Origin of the sequence: Nitrosomonas europaea (genome assembly GCF_900167395.1) — a bacterium.
Taxonomy (GTDB): domain Bacteria; phylum Pseudomonadota; class Gammaproteobacteria; order Burkholderiales; family Nitrosomonadaceae; genus Nitrosomonas; species Nitrosomonas europaea.
In genome coordinates, this window is record NZ_FUWK01000001.1 from 155501 (window position 1) to 173909 (window position 18409).

Here is an 18409-nt window from a genome sequence, read left to right on the forward strand (position 1 = left end):
CGGTAAACTGCCTAAATATCGATATTCCTCGCACGCAGGGCATTGCTTTCGATGAATGCCCGGCGAGGCTCGACTACATCCCCCATCAGGGTAGTAAAAATTTCATCGGTCAGGATACTGTCCTCGATCTGCGCACGCAACAGACGGCGATTGCCCGGATCCATGGTAGTTTCCCACAACTGCTCCGGATTCATTTCACCCAGCCCCTTGTAACGCTGAATGGTAATGCCTTTTTTCGTTTCTTCCAGCAGCCATTCCAGCGCTTCCTTAAATTCTCGAACAGATATTTCCTGCTCACCTCGCTTGACTTTTGCTCCTTCTCCAATCAGGCCATGCAATATCTGCGCAGCCTGCCTGATTCTGGCGAAGTCACCACTTTGCAGAAAATCATCGTCCAGATAACTGGTACGCAGATTGCCGTGTTGTTTACGAATGATCTTGAGGCGATAGCGCTCAAAATTCTCATCGTACTCGGCAAGAATTTCGACATCATCCAGCAAAATGGCCAGTCTGGCAGCACTGTCCCTGGCACTGGTTTCAGAGCTCAGGTCGATATCCGGCTGTTTGAGCAGCGCATACATGACCGTACGATCGATCAGGCGGCTCATCCGTTCAATCACCGTTTCCGCCAGAAGATATTCATCTGCAATTCTGGCCAGCGCTTCACCGGTGATCGGCGGATTATTCGCCCCGGTATGCAGTTCTGCACCCACCAAAGCCAGGCCGAGTATGTAATGCTTGAGTTCGTAATCATCTTTCAGATAACGCTCCTGTTTGCCATGCTTGATTTTGTACAGAGGAGGCTGTGCGATATAAATATGCCCGCGTTCGATCAGCTCAGGCATTTGCCGATAGAAAAAGGTCAGCAGCAAGGTGCGAATATGTGACCCGTCCACGTCGGCGTCAGTCATGATGATGATACGGTGATAGCGCAGTTTGTCTGGATTGTATTCATCCTTGCCGATACCGGTTCCCAGTGCCGTTATCAGCGACACGATCTCCTGAGAAGAAATCAGTTTGTCGAAACGGGATTTTTCAACATTAAGTATTTTTCCCTTGAGTGGCATGATGGCTTGGAATTTTCGATCACGTCCCTGCTTGGCGGAACCACCGGCAGAATCACCCTCCACCAGATAGAGCTCACATAATTTAGGGTCTTTTTCCTGACAGTCTGCCAGTTTTCCAGGCAAACCCATGCTGTCCAGTACACCTTTTCTGCGAGTCAGCTCGCGAGCTTTTCTGGCGGCTTCCCGTGCCCTGGCGGCTTCGATGATCTTGTTGCAGATGGTTTTGGCTTCGTTTGGATTTTCCAGCAGGAAATCTGAAAGCTTCTGCACGACGATTTCCTCGACTGCCGGGCGTACTTCCGATGACACCAGTTTTTCCTTGGTCTGGGAAGAAAACTTGGGTTCGAACAGCTTGACTGACAGAACGCAGGTTATTCCTTCACGCATATCATCGCCAGTCGTATCAACCTTGGCCTTTTTGGCCAGTTCATTTTTTTCGATGTAATTATTGAGTGTCCGTGTCATGGCCGCACGCAGCCCAGTCAGATGAGTACCGCCATCCTTTTGTGGAATGTTGTTGGTGAAGCACAGCACCTGTTCGGCATAACTGTCATTCCACTGCATTGCAATTTCGACGGTGATATTGTCTTTCAGACCTTTGGCATAAAAAATACTGGGATGCAGCACGGTTTTGCTGCGGTTGATGTATTCGACGAAATTGCGGATACCTCCGGTGAAGGCAAAAACTTCTTCCCGGTCATCGCGCTGGTCGGCCAGCCTGATCTTGATGCCATGGTTGAGAAAGGAGAGCTCACGCAACCGCTTGGCAAAAATATCGTAATGATAGGTAATATCGCCAAAGACTGACTGGCTGGCGAGAAAATGGACTTCGGTCCCGTGTTTTTCAGTCTGGCCGGTCACTTTCAGGGGAGCAACGGCAACACCTTCCCGGAACTCCATCTGGTAAACATTGCCGTTGCGGCGAATGGTCAGGCGCAGCCATTCGGACAGAGCATTTACCACAGAAACTCCCACACCGTGCAACCCGCCGGACACCTTGTAGGAATTGTCATCAAATTTTCCGCCTGCGTGCAACTCTGTCATGACGATTTCAGCTGCTGAACGTTTCAGTTCATCATCCTGTTTGATGTCAGTAGGAATACCACGACCGTTGTCATGAATGCTGACAGAATTGTCAGCGTGAATGATGACAGAGATATCATCGCAATAGCCGGCCAGGGCTTCATCAATGGCATTGTCGACTACCTCGAATACCATGTGATGCAAACCGGTACCGTCGCTGGTATCACCGATGTACATTCCGGGGCGTTTGCGTACAGCATCCAACCCTTTCAGAATTTTGATGCTGTCCGAGTTGTAGTCGCGATGGCTGTTATCAGTTTTTTTGGCAGATTCGGGTTGATTTGTGTTCATGCTTGCAGTTTTCTCTCTCGTAATTCCGGTAAGGCAGCTAAATGTGAATTATTCACGCATCGGCATCAAAACATGCTTGAACTGCTCGTCATCCGGCAATGTGATCAGAATGGCGCTTTGCATGCTCTCGAACGAACACCTGATCTGTTCGCTGTCCAGGTTGTTTAGCACTTCCATCAGGTAAACGATGTTGAAACTGGTGTCGATCGTCTCATTCGAATAAACGATGTCTATTTCTTCCTGTGCTTCCTCCTGCTCCTTGTTTTTGGCTGAAATGTTCAGCTTTCCGTTGGTAATGTTCAGATGGACGTTGCGGAACAGATCGTTGCTGCTGGAAATGATCGCGGTACGCTGGAGTGCATGGAGGAAATCAAGCCGGTTGACGTCAAATTGGAACACGCTGGTTTGCGGAATTGCGCGTCTGAAATCGAGAAATTTTCCTGAAATCACTTTTGAGACCAGTACAGCATCCGAAAAACGAAAGCATACCTTTTTCGGGTAAATCTCGACGATGACCGGTTTATCGCTGTCTTCCAGTTGTCTGATCAGTTCCAGTACCGTCTTACGCGGAACGATGGTTTCGGATTTTTCGAAATTTCCGTCCAGATCGATCGAGGTTATCCCCAGCCTGTGAGTGTCGGTAGCCACCAGCGTCAATTTATTGTCTTCGATCAGTAACAGCATTCCGTTCAGGTAATAACGCAAATCCTGCTGTGCCATGGCATGTGCCACCCGTTGCAGATGTTTTTTGAGAACTCGCTGTGCCAATGTGTATGTCGCACTGCAAGGCTCACTGTCGCGGATCATCCTTGGAAAGTCTTCTGCCGGAAGCAGTTGCAGACTGAAGCGGCTTTTTCCGGAAACGATCTGTAAGCGGTTTTCTGACCGGGTCAGTTCGATAGCTGCGCCCGATGGCAGTGCGCGCAATATGTCCTGCAGTTTTCTGACAGAAACGGTTGTCTGCAAGGCACCCTGGTTTTCCAGTTCAGGAATATTGGAAGTTGCTTCGGCTTCTATCTCCAGATCGGTAGTGACCAGTGTCAATTGTCCGTTCCTGATTTCGATCAGGGTATTCGAGAGTATCGGCAGGGTATGCCTGCGTTCCACAATGCCGCTGACTGTCTGCAGCGGTTTGAACAGCAGATCCCGGTCGGTTATTGTTAATTTCATTTAATTAAAAGATTAAATAATAGTTAATCAGCGATATAAATCGGAACAAGTAAAAAAATATCTTATGTATTATATAGTTACATTAATGATTAGTCTTGTATGGTTTCGGTATGGCCTGTGGATGAATTGTGGATGAAATTTTTCAGTCGGAATTTTATTCAGGTTATCCACAAATCATTCAGTTTTTTTACAGTAGGGTGTCATCCACGCAGGATGTGCATCAATGCGTTGAAATCCCGGTTTATTCCGGGGTCGGAAGTACGTAATTCGATAATTTTCCGGTGGGCGTGCAGTACGGTGGTGTGATCTCTTCCACCAAAGGCTTCACCGATATCCGGCAAACTCAGTTGTGTCAGTTCCTTGGCAATTGCCATTGCTACTTGCCGGGGACGGACGATGGTCCGGACACGTTTCTTCGAATACATGTCGGCCACTTTGATTTTGTAGTAATCCGCTACGGTTTTTTGAATGTTTTCAATCGAAATTTGCCGGTTCTGGATTGCCAGCAGATCTTTTAACGCCTCTTTGGCCAGATCGAGAGAAATCGAATGACCGGTAAAGCGCGAAAATGCCAGAACCCGCTTCAGCGCACCTTCCAGTTCGCGTACGTTGGAACGGATATACTTGGCGATAAAAAAGGCAGTATTTTCGTCCAGCTCAATTTTTTCAGCGAGTGCTTTTTTCAGCAGAATGGCCACGCGCATTTCCAGTTCAGGAGGTTCGATTGCTACGGTCAACCCCCAGCCGAATCTCGATACCAGCCGTTCTTCCAGTCCGGAGATCTCCTTTGGGTAACAATCCGAAGTAATGATCACCTGCTTGTGGGCTTCGATCAGTGCGTTGAAAGCGTAAAAGAATTCTTCCTGTGTCCGGTTTTTACCGCTGAAAAACTGGACATCATCCACCAGCAGCAGATCGAGCGAGTGATAGTAAAGTTTGAATTTGTCGAACGATTTATGCTGATAGGCACTGACCACGTCTGATACGTATTTTTCGGCATGGACGTAACGGATTTTGGCACCTGCATCCAGCTCCAGCACATAATTGCCAATCGCCTGCATCAGATGAGTTTTACCCAGCCCGACGCCACCGTAAATGAACAGAGGGTTGTAGGCGATACCTGGCCGTTCTGCCACCTGAATGGCACCTGCACGCGCCAGTTGATTGGCTTTACCGGTAACGAACGCATCAAAGGTAAAACTGGCGTTGAGCTGACTGGGGTTGGTTTTTCTGCTTGTGACACCTTGTGTTTTTTCCGCTGCCGGTTTTTTGTCCTCTCTGTTTTTCTGCGCTGAGGTCCTGACTGTCTGAGCTTCGCTTTCGGCTGGTTCCCGCAATTCCAGCCTGAAGCTGATTCTTTCGTTGAAATGATCCTGCGCCATTTCGTCGATACGGGTAACGAAATTATCCTTGATCCACTGCAGCACGAAACGGTTGGGTGCAATCAGGATCAGCGTGTTTTTCTCATCCGGACAGACTTCCAGCTTGAGCGGCTTGATCCAGGTATTGAATTGCTGTCCGTTCAATTCCTGCCTGAAATGCTTGAGACAGAAATGCCAGAAAGTTTCTATTTTCTGCATGACGTATAGATGAAATGAGCCTGAATGCCGAAAAATATTTCGGAAAACACGGAAAAATCTGGAGGAAAAACAAACAGTTAATTGTGACTGAAAAGCAAACGGTTTTATCTTTGAGTGGGTGCAGGCTCCGCTTACCTGCCGAATGAGTAGTATAATGAAGTTTTCTGCAGAAGGTTGTCTTATTGCATACTATCTGTTTTGCCATATTAGAATCGTTTTAAATACAATTATTAATCTCATTATCAGTTGATGGTTTTCGGATTCACCCTCTGTTTCTGCTTTATGAATTCGGGCAAGGTATGTTAAAAAGTAGCTTCACGAAAAATCTTTAAAAATTTCTCCGGATCCGGAGAAAAATCCATCCGATTGATGACCCCTTTACACCAGAAATCCAGGAAAGCTTTCTTATCGTTTGATCAAGGCGTTAGCGAGTTTCGACTCAACTATTTGGCTATTGCACAGTATCTGGTCTTTTTCTGTTTTGCACTCACTGTTCTGTCTGCTGCTGCGGAAAACCGGCCTGTAGCGGTCAGTGCAGATGCAATACGTGAGCAGCTGGCAAAAAACGCCTGGGAGGGAGTGAATGAAGCGGAACTGATAAAGCTGCGGCATTTTTACGCACAACGCGACTATCAGCCGGTCTGGGCTCTGAAAGAAGATTCTGGTGTGTTACTGGATACAGCACTGACCTTTATCGGACGAGCCGATGAAGAGGGCTTGGCAAGCAGTGATTACCATATCGAAACGTTACGCCGGTGGCGTGCGGAATCTCCCGATCAGGTTTCTCTTCCGCTCGAACTGGGTACGACCCGGTCCCTGCTGGCGCTGGTACATGACTTGTCCAATGGCCGGCTGACGGCTACCTTGGCTGATCCCGACTGGTACGTTCCACAGCGACGGCTCGACCCGGTGAATTTCCTGCAGCAAAGTATTGCTTCCGTGGATTCAGCAGAACAACTGGAACAGGTGCTGGCGAGCTTGCCACCCAATATGCCGCAATATCACACGCTCAAACGGTTGCTGGTCAGGTTGCGTATTCTGGTTGCTGCCGGTACGGTATGGACGCGAATACCGGATGATATTCCCTCGATTCATCCCCGAACCAGACACGCGGCCATCCCGTTGATCCGTCAGCGTATCAGGGAAGCGTACTCTGTTTTTGAAAAGCCGGAATATGACATCGCCAGTGACGACAGCGAGCTGTACGATGACCAGCTGGAAACAGCGATCAAAGCCTTTCAGTATCAGTATGGACTGAATACCGATGGTGTCGTCGGTAAAAATACCCGACGAGCCATGAACATGACAGCGGTCGAACATATTCAGCAGCTGCGCATTACACTTGAACGGCTGCGCTGGCTACCCAGGGAATTCAGTAATCGTTACATCCTGGTCAACATCGCCGGGTTCAATCTGGCGGCAATCCGGAATAATGTGCGCGTGCTGAACATGCGTATCGTGGTCGGGCGTGATTATCGCTCAACACCAAGTTTCAACAGCCGGATTTCGCACCTGGTTCTCAACCCGTACTGGAACGTACCCGCAAGTATCGCCAGTAAGGATTTGTTGCCAAAACAGAAACACAATCCGGATTATTTCGCTTCCGAAGGGATTCGAGTGTTTTCCGATTATCATTACGAACTTGAGCTGGATCCCGATGCCATTGACTGGCACGCGTTCAGCCGGTCGTTTCCCTATGTTCTGCGGCAGGATCCCGGTAAAAGGAATGCGCTTGGCACGATCAAGTTCATGTTTCCCAATCCTTTCAGCATCTATCTGCACGATACCCCTTCGAAATCGCTGTTCCAGAGGGATATCCGTACCTTCAGTTCAGGCTGTATCCGTCTGGAAAAACCGATGCAACTGGCGGAATTCGTACTGGGGCCATCTTTTGAAAAAGCCAATATTCTGGAGAAAATCGATAGCGGTAAGACACAAACCGTGCATTTACCTGAACCGATTCCTGTTTATTTGTTGTATCTGACCGCCTGGAATGACGGGCAGGGCGAAGTCCACTTTTCAGCTGATGTCTACGGGCGCGACAAACGGGCACTGGCTTATGCCCGCTGGTTGCAGCCGGAGCCGCACCTGTCACAATCTTTTTAAATCTGGCACGACCATGGAGGATAACAATGTCCAAACTTATCATTACTGATAATCTGGAAATGCTCACTGAACAGGGTGCCACCCGCCGCCGGCTGCTGCAGGCCGGTCTGGGTGCCTGCGCACTGCTTGCCATGCCGGCAGCCAATGCGGCTTATTCCCGTGTTTATGAAAAACGAGTGTCTTTGCTGAATCTGCATACAGGCGAGCGAGTCAGAACCGCCTATTGGGAGCGGGGAAAATACATCCCCGAAGCGCTGCGAATGATTGAAAAAGTGTTACGTGATCATCGATCCGGCGATATTCACCGGATCGATCCGAGATTACTCGATCTGATGCAGCACTTGCATCACAAGACTGGAAATTCAAAGGAATTTCAAGTAGTTTCGGGATATCGCTCACCGGCCACCAATGCTGCTCTCTCGGTACAAAGTCATGGGGTAGCCAAGAACAGTCTGCACATGCAGGGCAAGGCAATCGACATCCGCCTGCCCGGTGTCCCGCTCCATGTTTTGCGCCGGGCAGCAATGTCGATGCATGCCGGCGGAGTTGGCTATTATCCGAAGTCGAATTTCATTCATATCGATACCGGCAATGTTCGCTACTGGTAACCATGGTTCTCCCGACCCTGAAACTGGCCGGGGGGTTGTATAAACTGGTTTACAACACGTTGATCGGTATTTTCAGATACACCCTACCGTTATCTTCGGCGGGCGGCATTTGTCCCGCCCGCACGTTGACCTGAACAGATGGCAGGATCAGCACCGGCATTTCCAGAGTAGCATCACGCGCGGTGCGCATCGCAACGAATCCGTCCTCGTTGATACCATCGTGCACATGAATGTTGTGTGCTCGTTGTTCAGCAACTGTACTCTCCCACTGTATCGGGCGATCGCCGGGCGGATAGTCGTGACACATGAACAGCCTCGTTTCCGGCGGATACTGATCCAGCAGTTTACGAATGGAACGATAAAGCTGCCGGGCATCCCCGCCAGGGAAATCAGCACGGGCCGTTCCCACATCCGGCATGAACATCGTATCGCCGATAAAAATCGCATCCCCGAACTGGTAGGCCATATCAGCCGGTGTATGTCCAGGCACAAAAATGGCCCTGCCTTTCAGCTCACCTACTTCAAAGGTATCCCCATCGTCGAACAGATGATCGAACTGTGAGCCATCCGGCTGGAAATCCGGCCCCATGTTGAACAGTTTCTTGAATACCTGCTGCACGCCTGAAATCCGGCTGCCAATAGCGACTTTTCCACCCAGCTCCTGCTGAAGATAATGAGCAGAGGAAAGATGGTCGGCATGGGCATGAGTTTCGAGAATCCAGTCTACTGTCAGTTCTTTCGAATGTACAAATTTGATCAGCACATCGGCAGAATGATGCTTGGTTCTTCCGGACTTGGGGTCGTAGTCGAGCACCGGATCGATAATGGCGCAGTGCCCACCTGGCTTGTCGAATACAACATAGCTGACCGTCCACGTAACTGGATCAAAGAATGCTTGGATATTGGGTTGCATCATCGGCTCCTTGAATTATTTATATTCGTACATTATACTATATAAAAAATTATATTGTTTATAAATATAATGTATTAGTATAATTTTATCTGTCAAGGAGAACATTTATGATCGACTGGCAATCATTTACCCCTGCCAGCGCATTCACCGGTGGCATGATCATTGGCCTGGCAACGGCTCTGCTGCTGCTCATCACAGGGCGAATCGCGGGAATATCCGGGATCATCGGCGGACTGGTCGAATTACGTAGAGGAGATTTCGCATGGCGAGCTGCCTTCGTCAGCGGATTATTGCTCGCCCCGTGGCTATGGCAGTGGCTGGGAGAATTACCGCCGGTTCACATTGAAACCAGCCATACTGTACTTGCGTTAGCCGGGCTGGCGGTCGGGATAGGAACCCGTTATGGTTCCGGCTGTACCAGCGGCCACGGTGTCTGCGGTCTGTCGCGGCTTTCACCGCGCTCGATGGTAGCGACAGTTTTGTTCATGATCATGGGGATGATGGTGGTTTACGTCGTTCGCCACTCCCTGAGTTGAAAACACATTCACTGAGAAAGGGAAAACATGCTCATACCGTTCACCGCATTACTTTCCGGCCTGGTGTTTGGTCTGGGCCTGATACTGTCCGGCATGACCGATCCTGCAAAAGTGCTGTCTTTTCTGGATGTCGCCGGGCTATGGGACCCCTCGCTGATGTTTGTCATGCTGGGTGCGATAAGTATCGGGTTTTTTGCCTTCAGAGCAGCAAAACGGCGCGGCCGAACGCTGCTGTCCACACCGGTTCATCTGCCCGGAACCCGCACCGTCGATCTTCGCCTGATCCTGGGCAGTCTGTTGTTCGGTATGGGATGGGGGCTGGTTGGCATCTGTCCTGGTCCAGGGTTGGTTCTGGCAGCATCGGGTCATACTGGAGGTATCGTATTCATGGTCGCCATGCTGCTGGGCATGTTCATTTTCGATCGGCTGGAAAAACACCGTCAGTCAGATTCGAATGTAAACTATCGACAACCGGGAAATATTGAAAGAAAATGACGGACCAATATACGCAGCCGGATTTCTCGGTCATGGTGGAAAAAAAGGCTTCCGCAGCCAAAGCCTGCTCCATGCTGAAGATACTGGCCAATGAAGACCGGCTGCTGATCCTGTGTCAACTGATACAAGGAAAAAAAAATGTCGGCGAACTGGAACAGACACTTGGCATTCGGCAGCCCACCCTGTCACAGCAGCTCACTGTATTGCGTGATGAAAAACTCGTTTCTACCGAACGCCAGGGAAAATATATTTATTACAGCCTCGCCAGTCCGGAAGCGGTACAAATCATGAATACGCTGTTCAGTGTGTACTGTCAGAATGAGCATCATCATTCTCCGGATGACGTCACTCACAACGGCAGACAGTAAACGGTTCGGCTCCGTCCGGGGTTCGAATCCTGAATATGCTGCCTGCTATCATGCAGCCAGTATGTTGTTACTGGCAGCCTCAGAAATTTCATCTCTAAACAAGGAGAAAGTACCATGAGCGTAGCTTCTGAAACAAACTGGAAAAAGCTGGATGAAAAAATAGCGATCTCAGGCCAGATCAGTGTGGACGATGTAGCAGCAATCGCTGCAGCCGGTTACAAATCCATCATTTGTAATCGCCCCGATGGAGAAGGAGGAGAACATCAGCCCGGCAGCACGGAGCTGGAAGAGGCAGCAAAAGCCGCGGGATTGCAATTTGCTTACTTACCGGTTGAAATCGGCCAGGTTTCAGATGAAAAATGCTCTGCCTTTCACCAGTTGATGGCAACCCTGCCCGGGCCGGTGCTGGCTTTCTGCAATTCGGGCAATCGCGCTCGCGCGTTGTACAGTCGTGACGTGGGTACAACCACCACGCCTGCTGAAACCATTTCTGCAGCTTGTGACTGGGAACATGAGGCAGCAGCTGTCACCGAAGCAGAGAGTGAGGCAGCCGGTGCCGCCGCAGTGTCGGCTGCGTCTTCCCGCGATGAAGCGGCAGGCAAATCGATCCCTGTTACACCAGCCTGCAACTGGGATAATGCTTTCGACATCGTGGTGGTGGGAGGCGGCTCAGCCGGCCTGGGGGTCACTGCCAGCCTGCTGCGCCGGCGTTCATCCCTGCGTATCGCCATCATCGAACCGAATGACAAACATTACTATCAACCTGCCTGGACACTGGTCGGTGGCGGTGCTTATGCGGTGGATCAAACCGTTCGCAATACGGCCGATGTCATTCCGCACGGCGCTGAGTGGATCAAGGCGGAAGTATCCGGATTTTCCCCGAATGACAATCTGGTTCATCTGGCCGATGGCCGCACCATCGGCTATCAGCAGCTGATCGTATGTCCCGGTATTCGTCTCGCCTGGGAAAAAATAGAAGGTATTCAGGAAACGCTCGGCAAGAACGGTGTCACCTCCAACTACCTATTCGATCTGGCACCGTACACCTGGTCACTGACACAACAGCTCAAAGGTGGCAAGGCGCTGTTTACACAACCCCCCATGCCGATCAAATGTGCCGGGGCACCGCAGAAAGCAATGTACTTGTCTTGTGATTACTGGCAGCGCCAGGGTGTTCTGGACAAAATCGAGGTCGAATTCGATTCGGCCGGGGCGGTACTGTTTGGCGTGGCCGATTTCGTTCCGCCGCTGATGGAATATGTCCGTAAATACCATGCCAATCTGGTATTCAATTCCAATCTGGTCAAGGTCAACGGCCCGGAAAAAATTGCTACCTTCGAAATCAAGAATGAAGCGGGGGAAGTTACGCGCGTGGATAAACCCTTCGATATGCTGCATGTCACACCACCCCAGGCAGCACCGGATTTCCTGCGTGATAGTCCGTTGGCAGATGCCAGTGGTTACTGTGAAGTTAACCCAAAAACGTTGCAACATACCCGTTTCGCTAATATTTTCTCTTTGGGTGATGCTTGTTCTTCTCCTAATACGAAAACGGCAGCGGCCGTCAGAAAACAGATTGTCATTGTCGCTGAGAACCTGCTGGCAGCGAAAGATGGTCGGGAATTCCATGCTGTTTACGATGGATACGGTGCCTGCCCGCTTACGGTTGAAAATGGCAAAGTGGTGCTGGCCGAATTTGGTTTCGGTGGAAAACTGCTGCCGACATTTCCGCTCAACCCGGCTGTTGCCAGAAAGCTCTACTGGTGGTTCAAAGTCAAACTTTTCCCGTGGCTGTACTGGGAAGGTATGCTGAAAGGGCGTGAGTGGCTGACGCGCTCCACTGAAACCAAGTAATTTTTCATGGAAATCCAGTGGCTGGCGATATTGCCCGGTGTTTTTACCGGGCTCGTGCTGGGGCTGACCGGTTCAGGCGGCGCCATCATTGCCGTCCCGCTACTGGTTTTCAGCCTGCATACGACCATTGCGGAAGCTGCACCGGTTGCCCTGCTGTCGATCGCTGTATCGGCAGCTGTTGCCACCTGTAACGCCTTCATGCAGGGAATCGTCCGTTACCGGGCAGCCGCTCTTATCGCGAGTACCGGTATGCTGGTCGCACCGGCCGGGATCTGGATTGCCCGGCAACTGCCAGATTTACTGCTGACAGTAGTGTTTTCCGCTGTGCTGGCTTTTGCAGCCGGCTATATGTACCGCCAGGGCAGGCGATCCGCGCAGCCGGCACCGCCGGAAGAAGCTGTTTACCCGCCCTGTCAGCTCAGTCTGGAAAGTGGCCGTCTGATATGGACCATACCCTGTGCCAAAGGGTTGCTGTTTTCCGGAGTGGCAACCGGTTTTCTGTCCGGCCTGCTCGGGGTGGGAGGCGGGTTCATTACCATTCCTGCACTCAGGAAGGTATCGAATCTGCCCATGCAATCTCTGACGGCAACTGCACTTGCCATCACTACACTGATTTCTATCACCGGGGTCGTTTCGGCCACATCCATGGGCTTCATGAACTGGCCGCTTGCCCTGCCTTTTACTGTGGGAACGGTCATCGGCACGCTGACGGGCAGACGATATGCCCATCGTTTCGATGAAGCGAAGCTGCAATACGGTTTTGCCATTCTGGCCTGGTGCATCTCGCTTGGTATGATCGTCAAGGTGGTTTACTCCATCGATTTTTCCGCCCTTTCTTGACAATCCTGCTGCCCGGCAGGGAGAATCCAGCCAACCCTGCTCGACAAAAGCAATTCGCTGATTCGTTTAATAACCTTTTCTGCTCGCTTATGACCGAAAAGAGTGCACAGTCTGCAGACGAGAAATTCCGTATCGACAAATGGCTGTTTGCCGCCCGCTTTTACAAAACGCGTTCACAGGCTGCCGATGCGGTCGAACGCGGGCAGGTACAGGTCAATGGGATGCGAGCCAAGCCTTCCAGGATTCTGAATACGGGTGACCTGCTTGCTATTCGTATCGGGCCTTATCACTACTTGGTAAAAGTGCTGGCGTTGTCCAACCAGCGCAGATCCGCCACTGAAGCTCGCCTGCTTTATCAGGAAACGGAAGAAAGCCGGCAGGCGCGTGAGGCCGTGGCAGAAAACCTTAAATCGCAGCCGACCCCGCCGCATTACGCCGGTAAAGGCAGACCCACCAAACGTGCCCGGCGTGATCTGGAGCGTTTCATGAGCGAGAAATGATCTCGCACGCCCAGACACTGCTCAGGGAAATTTTCGGTTACAGCGAATTTCGCGGCCAGCAGGCCGAAATCATTACTCATGTGGTGAATGGAGATAGCTGCCTGGTACTGATGCCGACCGGCGGTGGCAAATCATTGTGCTACCAGATTCCTGCATTATTGAGAAAGGGTACGGCTATTGTCATTTCGCCACTGATTGCGCTGATGGAGAATCAGGTGGCCGTACTGTGCCGGCAGGGGGTGCGGGCAGTGTATCTCAATTCAGCGCTGACACCTGAAGCGGCGGCGGCTGTCGAACGGAGGATGCTGGCGGGAGAGTATGATCTGGTCTACGTTGCACCGGAAAGACTGTTGACCGTTCGGTTCCGTGCGCTGCTGCAGCGCATCCCCATCGCCCTGTTTGCCATTGATGAAGCGCATTGTGTTTCTCAGTGGGGGCATGATTTCCGGCCGGAATACGGCAAATTGTCGATTCTGCCGGAGAAATTTCCGCAAATACCGCGCATTGCCCTGACCGCCAGTGCCGATGCCAGAACTCGTGCGGATATCCTGCGTTGTCTCGATTTACACCAGGCCCGCTCCTTTATCAGTAGTTTCGATCGCCCCAACCTTTGCTACCGTATTACGGCCCGATCCAATAGCCGGATACAGTTGTTGAACTTCATCCGCAGCCAACATGCTGGAGAGGCTGGTATCGTTTATTGTCAATCCCGCAGAAAAGTCGAGGAAACAGCTGCCTGGCTCAATAGCAATCACATACCGGCACTTGCCTACCATGCCGGTATGGAAACCTCCATTCGCACCCGGCACCAGAAAAAATTTTTGCAGGGACATGGTATCGTGATGGTTGCCACTTCCGCATTCGGGCTGGGTATCGACAAATCGGACATACGTTTTGTCGCACATCTGGATTTACCTAAAAGTATCGAAAGCTATTATCAGGAAACCGGCCGTGCCGGGCGTGATGGTCTGCCGGCCAGTGCCTGGATGGTTTACGGGCCCGGCGACATCATCCGGCTGCGGTCCCAGACCGAATCCGGCACAGAACGGTTGCCTGCCCCGATCAGACAAGCAGCGGCCGCTCGACTGGATGCGCTGCTGGTGCTGTGTGAAACGACGGTTTGCCGCAGAAAGCCGCTACTCGACTATTTCGGTGAACCAACCGGTAGTCTGCCGTGCGGCAATTGTGATGCCTGCCTGGAAACGATACCCGTTCAGGATGTCACGATCGCTGCCCAGAAAGCATTGTCCTGCGTCTACCGGACGGGCCAGTGCTTTGGCATGGAATATCTGATCGATATCCTGTCCGGAAAACGAACAGATCGTGTCAGGCAATGGGGGCACGATTGCATCAGCACTTTTGGCATCGGCCATGAATTGAGTACCGAAGGGTGGCGTATCGTTTTCAGGCATCTGCTGGCGCTGGACTATCTTGTCGCCGGTGAGGATCGTGCTGGCGGAGAACGCATCGCCCTGCAGTTGACATCGGCAGCCAGGAGCGTGTTGCGTGGAGAGACCCGTATAAAACTTCGGCTTTCACATCATCACCATTCAGCGCCATACCAGCAGATTTCCACGGGTTTATCCGTACCATCGTCACGCTGCCAGGCTTTTAGCTGCGAACCACAAACAAAGTGTGGCGGGTAACGATTCAGTGTCCTTTGTTATATCTGACTGATTTGTTCCACGAGTTATGCAGCAAGTTGAAAGAAATTTTACGGATATTGCCAGGGTGTTGCAATAACGCAACATAATTTGGCTGTAAGAGCGTAAAAAGCTTGTTTAATGTTGCACAACAGATTCTGCTTGGGCACAATCCATTCAACCCTTCTGACCGAAAGGCAGGAAGCACGCAACACTTTCAGTCAGGTTGGAACAGAAGTAGTGAAAAATGTGGGAAGCACGGTATTACGATCTATCTTTATTGACCCAGGTTGTTTTTCTTTAAGGAGAGTTTCAAATGAATAAAAGACTGATGGCACTGGCAGTGGCCGGCGCATTGGCAGCTCCGCTGGCAGCTTCAGCGGAAGGTACGCATGTCACCATTTTCGGTCGCTTGCAGGCTGAATACGCAACTGTCGATATGGACGGGTTCAATGCACAAACCGCTGTAGCGGATGATGCACTGCAATCCCGCTGGGGTCTGCAGATTGCTGAAGATCTGGGTGCAGGATTACGTGCCATTGGCCGTATCGAGTACTCACTCAACCCAGGCGGTGGTGAGGATAAACACCTTGCCCGTGAACAATGGGTTGGTCTGGGTGGCGATCAATGGGGTGAACTGAAATTTGGTCGCGTTCAATCTGTACTCAAAGATTTTGCCGGCGGTCATACTATTGATCCATTTGCCTACACCAGTTTGCACGCAAATGGTAGTGGCGGCTTGATGGCCTCATCCGATAATGGTTATGGTTCAGGTGATCACGGTTTCGTCAACAGTGCGGTGCGTTTTGATTCACCGGTAGTGGAAGGTTTCTCGGTTGCCGGTTTGCTGATGCCGGGAGATGCGGATAAAAATGATCCAACACGCGATCCATCGTATGCTGGTGGTGAGAATGGTGAATGGGATTTCCAGGTTGCTGCCAAGTACAGCGGACAGTTTGATGCGGTTGGCGTAGATGTGTTTGGTGCTTACTCCAGAGATAACGTCAGTAAACTGCAAAAATCGCTGGGCGCATCCAAGGATGAGCAAATCTGGCGTGGTGGTGCGATTTTCAGTGTAGGAGATTTTCGTCTGCGTGGCCAGTATGAGCGTGTGTACGATGCCAATCCATTTGGTGGCGCGGCAAGTTGTACCCATGCATCTGCTTTCGGGGATTATAACCCGCTCAGTCCTACTCAAAGTGCTGATGGTGGCCGTGGCCAGTGTAACTCCGCTATGAATCCGAACGGTAATGGTAGTCTGTGGATAGCGGGTGCTGACTACACCATTGGCAATACCACGCTGATTGCCCAAGGTGGTATGGCGGTAGCGAAAAAGACGGGTGATATTTTGACATTGGATCCATACTATGCAAAACGTAATGTCGAGAACATCACTGTCGGTGTGATTCATAATCTGAGCCGTCGTTCCAGCCTGTTTGGTGGTTACCAGCGTGTTTGGGTGAAAGACAGAAATATCGCAACAGATACTGATCGCAACGTCTATTCGGTAGGTGTACGTCACGATTTCTAATCGGTAACGATCAGATAATCGAACGGTTGTAAAAAGGGGCAGAGTAATCTGCCCCTTTTTTGTATCTGCTTGAACCTGTTGTTGAGATTGTTCATGGGGAAGCCGGCCGATAAGCCGGGTTCTGTCGTGGACAGTCATTCCTCTAGGCATACAGTTACCCGTGTGCTCGAGCGATCTACCCGCAGACTCAGCGAGCAGCGTCATCATCTGCCTATTTGATCTTGCTCCGGATGGAGGTTACCGCGTTTCACCGTAACTTAATACGCTCGTCTCTGTGGCCCTGTTCCTCACCTCACGGCGGCCGGCCGTTAACCGGCATCCTGCTCTGTGGAGCCCGGACTTTCCTCTCCCTGTCACCAGGCAGCGACTGTCTGACCGGCTTCGCTGGTGATTCTAACAGAGTTTGCAGACAGACTGCAGCATCGAGCTCATCGTGAAGGAGCCAATCATTCACTGTCTCACTCGCCTTGCATTCCGTTTGCAAAACACAATGTGCGACTATGTGGTATTTGATCAGAAGTTCTCTAAATTTCCAGCAGAAAAACCTTGACCCGTTTTTTTAAATCAGTTATAAAAAATTTCACTTCATAACGTGGAGTGAAAAGAAAAAATTTAGTCAACTACCGGTCTGACTACTCAGACAGTTCATTAGTTTATTAGTTCACGGGTAGCCATTTTACGGTCAGTTATATTGTTAATCGTTTTTCTGGTCAGGGGGAGTGACGTTGTCTGACCTGGAAAAACAATAATTTCAATTTTATATTGAGAAAGGTACTCATCGATGAAAAAGCAGATAGCGGGTCTGGTGCTTCTGGGTCTAGCATGTACTGCAACAAGTGTGTCTGCCGAGGAAGACAGGGAGCTCAGGCAGAAAGTGGAGGCCTTGGAGGCAAAGATTGCTAATCTTGAGGGACGTTCAGAAAACGAAGAGCATGGCGATAGCCACGGATTTGATAAACATAAGTTTCATGGAGGGGTAGTTCTGAAGCAGGATGCTTTTTTTGGCTTCCAGACTATCTTAGATGCGGGTTATGAAGTTGCTGATAATATCGATTTCACGTTCTACTCGTGGTTATGGACCAATCCTAATTTCGGGAAAAGCAGCGTGGTATCAGGTGGTAACAATGTGGGCGGACAGGGGCTCTGGACAGAGTTTGGTATTGGTCTGAATTTCAGATTTCTTGACAATACGTTGAGCATCAATCCCAATATCGGGATGCTGAACGGCTCGCTGTTATCTTCTGAGGTTGTCGGTGAAGATATTCGTGCTGGGGAAGGGGTTGTACCTAATCTGGTCGTTAATTATGATAACGATTATTTTGCAGCGAATCTCTACGTTGCTTACTACATGGCAACACGCGGTCCGCGTGCCAGGGATTTTTTGCATAACTGGATCAATGTCGGGGTAAAACCCGCCTTGTTTGGTCTTGGCAAGACATTACCGATCAATTCTGTCGGAATTCACTGGGAACACCTTTGGGCGGCTAAAAACCGTATAGACAGCAGCCTGGAAGGCGTTGTGTATAACTGGGTAGGTCCTTACATCGAATTTGGTCTGCCGAAAAATCTCGCTTTACGTTTTGCAGGTGGATTCGACGTGAAGAGTGATGTATCCAATAATTTTTATCAGGCCAGTATCAAGCTTAATTTCTGATAAAAACAATCCGCTGCTCCGTAACCCCATTTTCTGAAATGGGGTTACATAAATAATCTCCAGTTTCTACCTTCCTGTCACTGTACTAAATCGACTCGTCGATAATTACTGATTAATCCGTAACACGAACAATTACCTGTCCAACTATGGCCGCAGGCAATATTTTATCC

15 protein-coding genes and 1 other RNA gene are annotated in these 18409 nt (G+C 50.4%); 11 read left to right on the forward strand and 5 right to left on the reverse strand.

The window, feature by feature from the left end; genetic code table 11:
- Positions 1–11: 11 nt before the first annotated feature.
- From gyrB to dnaA, 3 genes are all read right to left on the reverse strand, one after another.
- Entirely contained in the window at positions 12–2441 is a 2430-nt protein-coding gene (gene gyrB / locus B5D58_RS00700; protein ID WP_011110655.1) for a DNA topoisomerase (ATP-hydrolyzing) subunit B, read from the reverse strand.
- A gap of 48 nt (positions 2442–2489) precedes the next feature.
- Positions 2490–3611 carry a DNA polymerase III subunit beta gene (gene dnaN, locus B5D58_RS00705; protein WP_011110654.1) on the reverse strand — a complete coding sequence of 374 codons (1122 nt, stop codon included), beginning with the start codon at positions 3609–3611 and terminating at the stop codon, positions 2490–2492.
- Between the two features lie 200 nt (positions 3612–3811).
- Entirely contained in the window at positions 3812–5191 is a 1380-nt protein-coding gene (gene dnaA / locus B5D58_RS00710) for a chromosomal replication initiator protein DnaA (protein WP_011110653.1), read from the reverse strand.
- Between the two features lie 369 nt (positions 5192–5560).
- On the opposite strand from dnaA, the gene B5D58_RS00715 reads away from it, so the two are divergent.
- Together B5D58_RS00715 and B5D58_RS00720 are read left to right on the forward strand one after the other, a co-directional pair.
- A complete protein-coding gene (locus B5D58_RS00715; protein WP_011113026.1) occupies positions 5561–7297 on the forward strand; it encodes a L,D-transpeptidase family protein in 1737 nt (578 codons plus the stop codon).
- Between the two features lie 26 nt (positions 7298–7323).
- Positions 7324–7905 (forward strand): peptidoglycan L,D-endopeptidase MepK, encoded by a 582-nt coding sequence (locus tag B5D58_RS00720; protein ID WP_011113025.1) that lies wholly within the window; start codon positions 7324–7326, stop codon positions 7903–7905.
- Between the two features lie 49 nt (positions 7906–7954).
- Here the strand turns inward: B5D58_RS00720 and B5D58_RS00725 are convergent, their stop codons facing one another.
- Entirely contained in the window at positions 7955–8818 is an 864-nt protein-coding gene (locus tag B5D58_RS00725; protein ID WP_011113024.1) for an MBL fold metallo-hydrolase, read from the reverse strand.
- A gap of 107 nt (positions 8819–8925) precedes the next feature.
- Here B5D58_RS00725 and B5D58_RS00730 point away from each other — a divergent pair, with 107 nt between their 5' ends.
- From B5D58_RS00730 to B5D58_RS00765, 8 genes are all read left to right on the forward strand, one after another.
- Positions 8926–9354 carry a YeeE/YedE family protein gene (locus B5D58_RS00730; RefSeq protein WP_011113023.1) on the forward strand — a complete coding sequence of 143 codons (429 nt, stop codon included), beginning with the start codon at positions 8926–8928 and terminating at the stop codon, positions 9352–9354.
- A 27-nt stretch (positions 9355–9381) separates the two neighbouring features.
- Complete coding sequence (locus B5D58_RS00735) at positions 9382–9849, forward strand: YeeE/YedE family protein (RefSeq protein ID WP_011113022.1); 468 nt, start codon at positions 9382–9384, stop codon at positions 9847–9849.
- Complete coding sequence (locus B5D58_RS00740) at positions 9846–10217, forward strand: ArsR/SmtB family transcription factor (protein ID WP_011113021.1); 372 nt, start codon at positions 9846–9848, stop codon at positions 10215–10217. The genes B5D58_RS00735 and B5D58_RS00740 overlap by 4 nt, the downstream gene beginning before the upstream one ends.
- Positions 10218–10331: 114 nt before the next feature.
- Positions 10332–12071, forward strand: a complete 1740-nt coding sequence (locus B5D58_RS00745; RefSeq protein WP_011113020.1) for a bifunctional protein tyrosine phosphatase family protein/NAD(P)/FAD-dependent oxidoreductase — start codon at positions 10332–10334, stop codon at positions 12069–12071.
- Between the two features lie 6 nt (positions 12072–12077).
- A complete protein-coding gene (locus B5D58_RS00750) occupies positions 12078–12911 on the forward strand; it encodes a sulfite exporter TauE/SafE family protein (protein WP_011113019.1) in 834 nt (277 codons plus the stop codon).
- Between the two features lie 89 nt (positions 12912–13000).
- The gene (locus tag B5D58_RS00755; protein ID WP_011113018.1) at positions 13001–13411 is read left to right on the forward strand and encodes an RNA-binding S4 domain-containing protein; all 411 of its coding nucleotides are present in this window, start codon (positions 13001–13003) and stop codon (positions 13409–13411) included.
- Positions 13408–15057 carry a DNA helicase RecQ gene (gene recQ / locus B5D58_RS00760; RefSeq protein ID WP_011113017.1) on the forward strand — a complete coding sequence of 550 codons (1650 nt, stop codon included), beginning with the start codon at positions 13408–13410 and terminating at the stop codon, positions 15055–15057. The genes B5D58_RS00755 and recQ overlap by 4 nt, the downstream gene beginning before the upstream one ends.
- Before the next feature lie 313 nt (positions 15058–15370).
- Positions 15371–16585 carry a porin gene (locus tag B5D58_RS00765; protein ID WP_011113016.1) on the forward strand — a complete coding sequence of 405 codons (1215 nt, stop codon included), beginning with the start codon at positions 15371–15373 and terminating at the stop codon, positions 16583–16585.
- Positions 16586–16679: 94 nt separating this feature from the next.
- On the opposite strand, the gene rnpB is transcribed toward B5D58_RS00765, so the two are convergent.
- Positions 16680–16968: RNase P RNA component class A (gene rnpB / locus B5D58_RS00770), an RNA gene on the reverse strand.
- A 398-nt stretch (positions 16969–17366) separates the two neighbouring features.
- Here rnpB and B5D58_RS00775 point away from each other — a divergent pair.
- Positions 17367–18239 carry a DUF6733 family protein gene (locus B5D58_RS00775; protein ID WP_011113015.1) on the forward strand — a complete coding sequence of 291 codons (873 nt, stop codon included), beginning with the start codon at positions 17367–17369 and terminating at the stop codon, positions 18237–18239.
- Positions 18240–18409: the final 170 nt, after the last annotated feature.

Excerpts from the sequence above, each read along its gene's own strand:
- B5D58_RS00755 (WP_011113018.1), top strand. The coding sequence starts at position 13,001 with ATGACCGAAAAGAGTGCACAGTCTGCAGACGAGAAATTCCGTATCGAC.
- dnaN (WP_011110654.1), bottom strand. The coding sequence starts at position 3,611 with ATGAAATTAACAATAACCGACCGGGATCTGCTGTTCAAACCGCTGCAG.
- B5D58_RS00720 (WP_011113025.1), top strand. The coding sequence starts at position 7,324 with ATGTCCAAACTTATCATTACTGATAATCTGGAAATGCTCACTGAACAG.
- B5D58_RS00715 (WP_011113026.1), top strand. The coding sequence starts at position 5,561 with ATGACCCCTTTACACCAGAAATCCAGGAAAGCTTTCTTATCGTTTGAT.
- B5D58_RS00765 (WP_011113016.1), top strand. The coding sequence starts at position 15,371 with ATGAATAAAAGACTGATGGCACTGGCAGTGGCCGGCGCATTGGCAGCT.
- B5D58_RS00745 (WP_011113020.1), top strand. The coding sequence starts at position 10,332 with ATGAGCGTAGCTTCTGAAACAAACTGGAAAAAGCTGGATGAAAAAATA.
- B5D58_RS00740 (WP_011113021.1), top strand. The coding sequence starts at position 9,846 with ATGACGGACCAATATACGCAGCCGGATTTCTCGGTCATGGTGGAAAAA.
- B5D58_RS00775 (WP_011113015.1), top strand. The coding sequence starts at position 17,367 with ATGAAAAAGCAGATAGCGGGTCTGGTGCTTCTGGGTCTAGCATGTACT.
- dnaA (WP_011110653.1), bottom strand. The coding sequence starts at position 5,191 with ATGCAGAAAATAGAAACTTTCTGGCATTTCTGTCTCAAGCATTTCAGG.
- gyrB (WP_011110655.1), bottom strand. The coding sequence starts at position 2,441 with ATGAACACAAATCAACCCGAATCTGCCAAAAAAACTGATAACAGCCAT.
- recQ (WP_011113017.1), top strand. The coding sequence starts at position 13,408 with ATGATCTCGCACGCCCAGACACTGCTCAGGGAAATTTTCGGTTACAGC.
- B5D58_RS00725 (WP_011113024.1), bottom strand. The coding sequence starts at position 8,818 with ATGCAACCCAATATCCAAGCATTCTTTGATCCAGTTACGTGGACGGTC.
- B5D58_RS00735 (WP_011113022.1), top strand. The coding sequence starts at position 9,382 with ATGCTCATACCGTTCACCGCATTACTTTCCGGCCTGGTGTTTGGTCTG.
- B5D58_RS00730 (WP_011113023.1), top strand. The coding sequence starts at position 8,926 with ATGATCGACTGGCAATCATTTACCCCTGCCAGCGCATTCACCGGTGGC.
- B5D58_RS00750 (WP_011113019.1), top strand. The coding sequence starts at position 12,078 with ATGGAAATCCAGTGGCTGGCGATATTGCCCGGTGTTTTTACCGGGCTC.